This is a genomic window from Pseudomonas sp., assembly GCF_048269965.1.
Classification (GTDB): Bacteria; Pseudomonadota; Gammaproteobacteria; order Pseudomonadales; family Pseudomonadaceae; genus Aquipseudomonas.
In genome coordinates this window covers 386,874-395,074 of sequence record NZ_JBLWTV010000001.1, presented here as the reverse complement: position 1 = coordinate 395,074, position 8,201 = coordinate 386,874, and the positions used below count along the sequence as shown (strand labels likewise).

Annotated in this window: 8 protein-coding genes; 1 reads left to right on the top strand and 7 read right to left on the bottom strand. The window is 65.2% G+C overall.

The features are described 5' to 3' along the window. Positions 1 to 499: 499 nt before the first annotated feature. The 7 genes from ACN0X6_RS01920 to ACN0X6_RS01890 form a co-directional block, all read right to left on the bottom strand. Positions 500 to 1,351: an efflux RND transporter periplasmic adaptor subunit gene (locus ACN0X6_RS01920; protein WP_417701614.1), complete on the bottom strand. Its 852-nt coding sequence runs from the start codon at positions 1,349 to 1,351 to the stop codon at positions 500 to 502. Between the two features lie 12 nt (positions 1,352 to 1,363). Further along, the gene (locus ACN0X6_RS01915) at positions 1,364 to 1,567 is read right to left on the bottom strand and encodes a DUF1656 domain-containing protein (protein WP_417701613.1); all 204 of its coding nucleotides are present in this window, start codon (positions 1,565 to 1,567) and stop codon (positions 1,364 to 1,366) included. Then, positions 1,554 to 3,542, bottom strand: coding sequence for an FUSC family protein (locus tag ACN0X6_RS01910; RefSeq protein ID WP_417701611.1), 1,989 nt, complete (start codon positions 3,540 to 3,542; stop codon positions 1,554 to 1,556). Before ACN0X6_RS01910 ends, ACN0X6_RS01915 begins: the two co-directional genes overlap by 14 nt. 195 nt (positions 3,543 to 3,737) lie before the next feature. Then, entirely contained in the window at positions 3,738 to 3,854 is a 117-nt protein-coding gene (gene ccoM, locus ACN0X6_RS01905) for a cytochrome c oxidase subunit CcoM (RefSeq protein WP_017361612.1), read from the bottom strand. Between the two features lie 200 nt (positions 3,855 to 4,054). After that, a complete protein-coding gene (locus ACN0X6_RS01900; protein WP_417701610.1) occupies positions 4,055 to 4,216 on the bottom strand; it encodes a hypothetical protein in 162 nt (53 codons plus the stop codon). Beyond that, positions 4,213 to 4,812: an alpha-ketoglutarate-dependent dioxygenase AlkB family protein gene (locus ACN0X6_RS01895; RefSeq protein ID WP_417701608.1), complete on the bottom strand. Its 600-nt coding sequence runs from the start codon at positions 4,810 to 4,812 to the stop codon at positions 4,213 to 4,215. Before ACN0X6_RS01895 ends, ACN0X6_RS01900 begins: the two co-directional genes overlap by 4 nt. 34 nt (positions 4,813 to 4,846) lie before the next feature. Continuing rightward, positions 4,847 to 5,140, bottom strand: coding sequence for an aspartate-semialdehyde dehydrogenase (locus tag ACN0X6_RS01890; protein ID WP_143511228.1), 294 nt, complete (start codon positions 5,138 to 5,140; stop codon positions 4,847 to 4,849). Between the two features lie 166 nt (positions 5,141 to 5,306). On the opposite strand from ACN0X6_RS01890, the gene rapA reads away from it, so the two are divergent. Beyond that, positions 5,307 to 8,150 (top strand): RNA polymerase-associated protein RapA, encoded by a 2,844-nt coding sequence (gene rapA / locus ACN0X6_RS01885; RefSeq protein WP_192981276.1) that lies wholly within the window; start codon positions 5,307 to 5,309, stop codon positions 8,148 to 8,150. Positions 8,151 to 8,201 lie beyond the last annotated feature (51 nt).

Below are 8,201 nucleotides of genomic sequence, written 5' to 3'. Positions count from 1 at the left end.
GAAATGGTGATGGTACCCACGCTCTGCGTGGGCACCTGCACCTGGGACGCTCGGCGTCCTGCTTGGCGATACTGGACGCTGCCTGAACCGCAGCGGACGCAGAGCGTCCTGGACTGTGCTACCACGCGGAGCGTGGGAGCGATCAGGCTGAAATGGTGATGGTTCCCACGCTCTGCGTGGGCACCTGCACCTGGGACGCTCGGCGTCCTGCCTGGCGATGCTGGATGCTGCCCGAACCGTAGCGGACGCAGAGCGTCCTGGACTGTGCTACCACGCGGAGCGTGGGAGCGATCAGGCTGAAATGGTGATGGTACCCACGCTCTGCGTGGGCACCTGCACCTGGGACGCTCGGCGTCCTGCTTGGCGATACTGGACGCTGCCTGAACCGCAGCGGACGCAGAGCGTCCTGGACTGTGCTACCACGCGGAGCGTGGGAGCGATCAGGCTGAAATGGTCAGGTTGTCGCGGCTAAAGCCCCTCCCACAGTATCGAAAACGCCCTACTCCACCCGCACGCTGGCGGTCATGCCGGCGCTCAGCACCAACCCCTCGGGCACCTGATCCAGCTTGATGCGCACCGGAATGCGCTGAGCCAGGCGCACCCAGTTGAAGGTCGGTTCGACATCGGCCAGCAACTGCCCGTCCGGGCTGGCATTGCGGTCGGTGATGCCGCGGCTGATGCTCTCGACCTGGCCGCGAAGCTGCTGATCACCGCCCATCAGCCAGACCTCCACCGGCGCACCGACCTGAATGCGCGGCAACTTGGTTTCCTCGAAATACGCCTGCACGTAGAACGATTGGGTGTCCACCAGCGCCATCACTGCCTGCCCGGCATTCACGTAGTTACCCTGGGCCAGCACCAGATTGGTGATCTGCCCATCGCGTGGGGCATGCACTTCGCTGCGTGCCAGATTCAGCTCGGCCACGCGCAGATCAGCCTGCGCTTCGCGGTATTCGCTGCGCGCCATCTCGGCATTGATCTGTGCGTTCTCCAGTAGCTCGGCACTGATGGCCTGGGCGCCCAGGCGGGAGCGGCGCGAAGCCTCATGCTCGCGCAGGCTCAATTGCTGGCGGCGAATATCCACCACCGCCCTGGCTTTCTCCACCGCTGCCTGATAGCGGTCGCGGTCGATGCTCATCAGCAGGTCGCCCGCCTTGACCTGCTGGTTGTCGCGCACCTTGAGCTCGACCACCCAGCCGGACACGTCCGGGGCGATGGTCACCACGTCGGCACGCACCCGGGCGTCGCGCGTCCAGGGCGAATACATATAGTGCTGCCAGATCCACGAGCCGGCGAAGATCGCCGCCGCCACCATGGCCAGGGTGATGCCGACTCGGATGGTCGAACGCATACTTTAATCTCCTCAATACGCCAGGACGGCGATTACCGCCGCCAGCACGCAGACATACAAGGCACAATCGAACAAGGCTTCGTGCCAGATCCAGCGCGACAGCCCGATGCGCTGCAGCCCCAGGCGCAACACGCCGGTCAGCAGCAGCGCCAATAGCGCGTAGGCCGCCATCGGGCTCAGCAAAACGCCGCCCAGCGACCATTCATGCAAACCCATTAGCCCCTCCTCTTAGTTGGCACCAGTGGCGCCAGCCGCTCTGCAGCTGCAACAGCGCCGCCTCGGCCAGGCGCTTGTCGATGCTTGGCGTGCAGGCGCGCAGGGACTCCTGCAGTTCGGCCACCGCTGCATTCAGATCGTCTTCACGGCCCTGCGCGGGGCCTCGTTCCAGCGCCTCATCGAGGTGTTCCAGGAAACGCTGCTGCGACCGTGCCAGGCCGGCATCGGCATTGGCCAGGCACTTGCGCAGATGCAGCAGCTCATCGCCCAGATCGAGGCCGGCCACGCCATCGTCCCAGCGGCTGCGCGCCTGATCCGGCCGCGCCGGATAGTGCCGCGCCAACTGCAGCAGACGGTCGGCCATACGCCCGCCGAACCAGTTTTCGGCGCGGCCCAGGTCGCGGCGGGTCAGACGCCCCAGGTCGGTCAGGATCGCCTGCATCAGGCGGCGGCCATGCCAGACCGGATTGCGTAACACCACCAGTTTGAAGGCCATCACCGCACAACCGACGCCCATCAGCATGCCGGGCGCTTCGTTGAGGAAGAACTCGACGTTGTAGCCGACACCCGGCGCCGGCAGGCAGAGCACGATGAAGTGCAGGCAGAACGAGGTGGAGGTGGCGGCCGTCGCCGGCTTGGCCATGCCCAGCACACCGAAGAACAGCGGCACGCCCAGCACCATGCAGAGCATCACGAAGCCATCGATCTGCGGCATCAGAATCTGCCCGACGAAGAACGCCACTGGCAGCGCGTAGAAGATGCCGCGCAGGAACATCATGCCGATCTGCGGCGCGGCCTCGAGGCGGGCAAACAGGCTGCAGACCACGCAGGCCAGCAGCAGCGCGCCGGTGGCGTGGGTCCAGCCAGTGGCCAGCCAGAACGCCGCCAGGGTCAGGAAGGTCAACGCACTGCGCGAGCCATAGACCAGCGCGGCCTGCCAATCGTAGTGCCAGGACAAGGCGCGTGGTGCATCGGCCGGTGCCCTGCCCTCCTCGACCGCGCGCAAGGCACGACTGGCATCCTCTACACGCAGCAGCAGCACCATCAGCCGCTCCAGGCACAGCTGCTGGCCACTGCTCAGTTCTTCGTCCTGCGCTGTCTGGCGCAGTTGCTCGACCAGTTCCAGCAAGCCTGATGGCTGCTCCTGCTGCAGGCGCTCATCCACCATTTGCAGCCAGGCCGCGACAGCCTGTGCCTCGCCGCTGCTCAGCTGTCGCCACTGCCGCGCCACACCGCGGGCCAGGCGCAACATACCGAGCAGATCGCGACTCAGCACCCGCAGCGCCACGGCACGCTGGCGACCGCGTGCGCCCTCGAACCAGGCGTGCTCCCGCTGGGCATCCACGGCGACGATGCGCGCCAGCACTTCCAGCAAGCCTTGCCGCGAGTCGGCCTCACCCGCCAGCGCCTGGCGCGACGCCGCAACGCCGGCCTGCCAGGCGTTGCGCGCCTGCTGCGCCAGTTGCCGTTCGACGCGCTGCGGCCAGAGCAAGGCGCTGCTCAGGGTCGCGCAGATGATGCCCAGGCAGATTTCCGTGCAGCGGGCGATGGCCTCATCGAACACCACATGCGGCTTGCCAATGGCCGGCAAGGCGATGATCGCCACGGTGTAGCCGGCCAGCACGAAGGCGTAGGACCAGGCGCTGCGCAGCATGGTCGAGGATGCCGTACACAGCGCCAGCCACAGGGCGAATGCCAGCACGAACAGCAGCGGCGCCTGGGCGAACAGCCCCATCATCACCACGGCCATGAAGGTACCGACCAGCGTGCCGAGCAGCCGCGCCAGGCCCTTCTGCACCACCATGCCGGACAGCGGCTGGGCGACGATGAAGGCGGTCATCAGCGCCCATTGCGGCTGTTCCAGACCGAAACGCAGCGCGCACCACAACGCCAGACCACCGCCGAGCAGGGTCTTGATGGCGAATTGGACGGCTTGCGAGCTTGGCGCCAGAAACGCCAGCAAGGAATCACGCACGGTGGCTACCTGAAAGAATCTCAGCTCTGAACATAGCTGTAGCGATTGGGTTGCGCCTCCATGCGAAACTCAATTATTAGCTAGCTAAGCATTTATGTCCAGAAGGTGCCTCGATCTCAGGTGGCCGGCGCGCACATAAAAAAAGGGCGACCGAAGTCGCCCGAATTGCCTTGCGTGCCCATTGAACTGGAAGGATTAGCTCTGCTTGCGCTTGTGCGCATCCTTCCAGATGAAGTAACCAACACCCCCGAAGAACGCGACCATCAGAAGTACGGTGCCGACTCCGGCGAGAACCACTGTATCGACGAACATGGCTGCCTCCTGTTGTGCCTGTCTGTCTGGGATGGCTTCACGTTATCAGCGCTGGTGGCGGACAAATTGATCTGGATCAATGGCCAACGAGCAGGCGCGCCTGGGTCAGGGGCAATACTGACCCAGGTCAAGAAATCGAGGGGGTGCGAGGCGGGCAGCACGGCCTGGCAGCCGTGCATGATGATCGAATGGCGGTAATTTCAGCGCTTCTTGGGTTTGCCCTTGGACTTCTTCTTGGCCTTGCCGATCGGCAAGACCTGCTCGAAGACCTGGCGCATCTCGTTGAGGCGCTTGTCGTTGAGGTCGTGGATACGCTTGTCGCGCTCGGCGGCGAAATCGATCAGCTTGTCGTCATGGCTCATAGCGGAAACCGGATCAGGCGAAAGGTCAGGTTCAGGCGTGGCGCGCAGGCTTGGCGCGTCTTCGCCACTTGATGTTGCCAATGATGCTGGGTCGGCCCGCGCATGACCAGTAGCGAAGCGTGTTGCAGCGTCAGTGAATGTTCGATGCGCGTGCTGCCGACGCGGCGCAAGTCGAAACGTCGGCTGCCGCCCAGGTTGAGTGAGGCGATGAGTGGATCACGCCCCAGCTCCGGCTCGGCATCGCTGTGCCAGCCCATGGAGTCCTGGCCGTCGCGGTAATGATTGAGCAGCACCGCATTGAGCGGTTGTCCGACGGTCTTCATGACCCGTTGGCGAATATCTTCCAGCAAGGGCGTCCAGGGCAAGGGCTCGTGGATAGTCCCGGAATAGCGATAGCGCGCCTCGGGGTCGCCGTACCAGGCCGTCAGCCGTGGCGTTCGGTGATAGCGACCATGGATGAACAACTCGGGTTGCTGCCAGGGCGTTTGCTCGACCAGCGCATGCAGCCAGCTGTCGGCCAGGGCAGCGTCGACCCAGCCGGGCAGATAGTCCAACTCGGCATCGGCGAGTACGGGCAAGAGATCGGCGAACAGCATGGCAATCTACGCGCGAGAGAATGAAAAGAGTGTCTCAGACTTCAACGTCTACCCACAGCCCTTGCCGGGGCAGATCACCAAGTGCCTGCTCCACCTCTTCTGGCTCGGCCTCGGCCAACTGTTCAGGGGTGTAGCCACGCCGCTGGCGGCGGCGCTGTTCTTCGCGCAGCAGCTCCTCGGTTTCCTGCGGGTGGCGCTTGTCGAGGCTCAGCGCACTTTCCTTGGCGCTGCTCTCGGCCGGGGTCACCGGAGGAATCTCGGGCTTGGGCTTGATCACGTCCTGCGTGGCAGTGACCGGCACCAGGCTATGGGGGATAGGCGGTAGCACGTTGCAGCACCTCCTTTGGTCAGGCTGTCGGCCCCGTTAGCCGCGACTTTAGCCGGCGCTCGCTACACTTTTGACTAAGCCGCACGGCAATAGTGCCACGACCGCTTTGGCCGCAGCTCGGCTTCCGTTAACATAGCCGGCTTTTTCACGCGGGAGACAGACAGGCATGGCGCAATATCAACCGGGGCAACGCTGGATCAGTGACAGCGAAGCGGAATTGGGTTTGGGAACCATCCTCGCCGAGGACGGCCGCCTGCTCACCGTGCTCTACCCGGCCACCGGCGAAACCCGCCAGTATGCTACGCGCAATGCTCCGCTGACCCGTGTGCGCTTCGCCCCGGGTGACGAGATCACCCATTTCGAGGGCTGGAAACTCACCGTGCAGGAGGTCGAAGACGTCGACGGCCTGCTGGTCTACCACGGCCTCAATGCCCAGCATCAGCCGGTGACCATGCCGGAAACCCAGCTGTCGAACTTCATCCAGTTCCGCCTCGCCAGCGACCGCCTGTTCGCCGGCCAGATCGACCCGCTGGCCTGGTTCGCCCTGCGCTACCACAGCCTCGAACACAACAGCCGCCTGCTGCAGTCCTCCCTCTGGGGCCTCGGCGGTGCGCGCGCCCAACCGATCGCCCACCAATTGCATATCGCCCGCGAAGTGGCCGACCGCATCGCCCCGCGCGTACTGCTGGCCGACGAAGTGGGCCTGGGCAAGACCATCGAAGCCGGCCTGGTGATTCATCGCCAGCTGCTCTCCGGTCGCGCCAGCCGTGTGCTGATCCTGGTGCCGGAAAACCTGCAACACCAGTGGCTGGTGGAAATGCGCCGTCGTTTCAACCTCGATGTCGCCCTGTTCGACGCCGAGCGCTTCATGGAAAGCGACGCCAGCAACCCCTTCGAGGATTGCCAGCTGGCGCTGGTCGCCCTGGAATGGCTGAAGGATGACGAGAAGGCCCAGGACGCACTGTTCGCCGCCGGCTGGGACCTGCTGGTGGTCGACGAAGCCCACCACCTGGTCTGGCACCCGGAGCAGGCCAGTGCCGAGTATGCGCTGGTCGAGCAACTGGCCGAGGTCATCCCCGGCGTGCTGCTGCTCACCGCCACCCCGGAACAGCTCGGCCAGGACAGCCACTTCGCCCGACTGCGCCTGCTCGACCCCAACCGCTTCCATGATCTGCAAGCCTTCCGCGCCGAAAGCAGCCAGTACCGCCCGGTGGCCGAAGCGGTGCAGGAACTGCTCGACCAGGGCAAGCTCAGCGCCCAGGCGCGCGATGCCATCGGCGGCTTCCTCGGCGATGAAGGGCGCGCGCTGCTCGACGCCATCGATACCGGCGACAACGAAGCGCGCGCGCGCCTGGTACGCGAGCTGCTGGATCGCCACGGCACCGGCCGCCTGCTGTTCCGCAACACCCGCGCCGCCGTTCAGGGTTTCCCCGAACGCGAACTGCACCCCTACCCGCTGCCGAGCCCCGACGAATACCTGGAACTGCCGCTGGGCGAGCATGCCGAGCTGTACCCGGAAGTCAGCTACCAGGCGCAGGACAATGTCGATGAAGAACAGCGCTGGTGGCGCATCGACCCGCGCGTCGAATGGCTGATCGACACCCTGAAGATGCTCAAGAAATTCAAGGTGCTGGTGATCTGCGCCCACGCCGAGACCGCGCTGGATCTGGAAGACGCCCTGCGCGTGCGTTCCGGCATCCCCGCCACGGTGTTCCATGAAGGCATGAGCATCCTCGAGCGCGACCGCGCCGCCGCCTACTTCGCCGACGAAGAATTCGGCGCACAGGTGCTGATCTGCTCGGAGATCGGCTCCGAAGGCCGCAACTTCCAGTTCGCCCATCACCTGGTGCTGTTCGACCTGCCGGCCCACCCGGACCTGCTCGAGCAGCGCATCGGCCGTCTCGACCGCATCGGCCAGAAGCACCGCATCCAGTTGCACGTGCCTTACCTGGAGAACAGCCCGCAGGAACGCCTGTTCCAGTGGTACCACCAGGCGCTGAACGCCTTCCTCGCCACCTGCCCCACCGGCAACGCCCTGCAGCACCAGTTCGGCCCGCGCCTGCTGCCGCTGCTGGAAAACGGCGATGACGGCGAGTGGCAGCAACTGGTGGACGAAGCCACCGCCGAGCGCATCCGCCTGGAAGGCGAGCTGCACAGCGGCCGCGACCGTCTGCTGGAACTGAACTCCGGTGGCGCCGGTGAAGGCGAGGCGCTGGTAGAAGCCATCCTCGAGCAGGACGATCAGTTCACCCTGCCGATCTATATGGAAGAGCTGTTCAACGCCTTCGGCATCGACAGCGAAGACCACTCCGACAACGCCCTGATCCTGCGCCCCAGCGAAAAGATGCTGGACGCCAGCTTCCCGCTGGGCGACGACGAGGCAGTGACCGTCACCTACGACCGCGAGCAGGCCCTGGCCCGCGAAGACATGCAGTTCCTCACCTGGGAACACCCCATGGTGCAGGGCGGCATGGACCTGGTGCTGTCCGGCTCGATGGGCAACACCGCCGTCGCGCTGATCAAGAACAAGGCGCTCAAGCCAGGCACCGTGCTGCTGGAGCTGCTCTACGTCAGCGAAGTCGTTGGCCCGCGCAAGCTGCAACTGGGGCGTTTCCTGCCACCGGCGGCGCTGCGCTGCCTATTCGACGCCAACGGCAACGATCTGGCCGCCAAGGTCGGCTTCGAGACCCTCAACGATCAGCTGGAAAGCGTGCCGCGCGCCAGCGCCAACAAGTTCGTCCAGGCCCAGCGCGATGTTCTGGCCAAGCAGATCAACGACGCCGAAGCCAAGGTCACGCCGCGTCACGTCGAGCGTGTAGCCGAAGCCAAGCGTCGCCTGATCGCCGAACTGGACGAGGAACTGGCGCGCCTGGTCGCCCTGCGTGCGGTCAACCCGAGCGTGCGTGACAGCGAGATCGACGCCCTGCGCGAGCAGCGCGAACAGAGCCTGGCGATGTTCGACAAGGCCGCCCTGCGCCTGGAAGCGATTCGCGTACTGGTGGCGGGCTAAGCCCGACACCACCGTAGGGTGCGCCGTGCGCACCTCCTGCGCGCACAATAA

Excerpts from the sequence above, each read along its gene's own strand:
- ACN0X6_RS01915 (WP_417701613.1), bottom strand. The coding sequence starts at position 1,567 with ATGGGTTTGCATGAATGGTCGCTGGGCGGCGTTTTGCTGAGCCCGATG.
- ACN0X6_RS01920 (WP_417701614.1), bottom strand. The coding sequence starts at position 1,351 with ATGCGTTCGACCATCCGAGTCGGCATCACCCTGGCCATGGTGGCGGCG.
- rapA (WP_192981276.1), top strand. The coding sequence starts at position 5,307 with ATGGCGCAATATCAACCGGGGCAACGCTGGATCAGTGACAGCGAAGCG.
- ACN0X6_RS01895 (WP_417701608.1), bottom strand. The coding sequence starts at position 4,812 with ATGCTGTTCGCCGATCTCTTGCCCGTACTCGCCGATGCCGAGTTGGAC.
- ccoM (WP_017361612.1), bottom strand. The coding sequence starts at position 3,854 with ATGTTCGTCGATACAGTGGTTCTCGCCGGAGTCGGCACCGTACTTCTG.
- ACN0X6_RS01900 (WP_417701610.1), bottom strand. The coding sequence starts at position 4,216 with ATGAGCCATGACGACAAGCTGATCGATTTCGCCGCCGAGCGCGACAAG.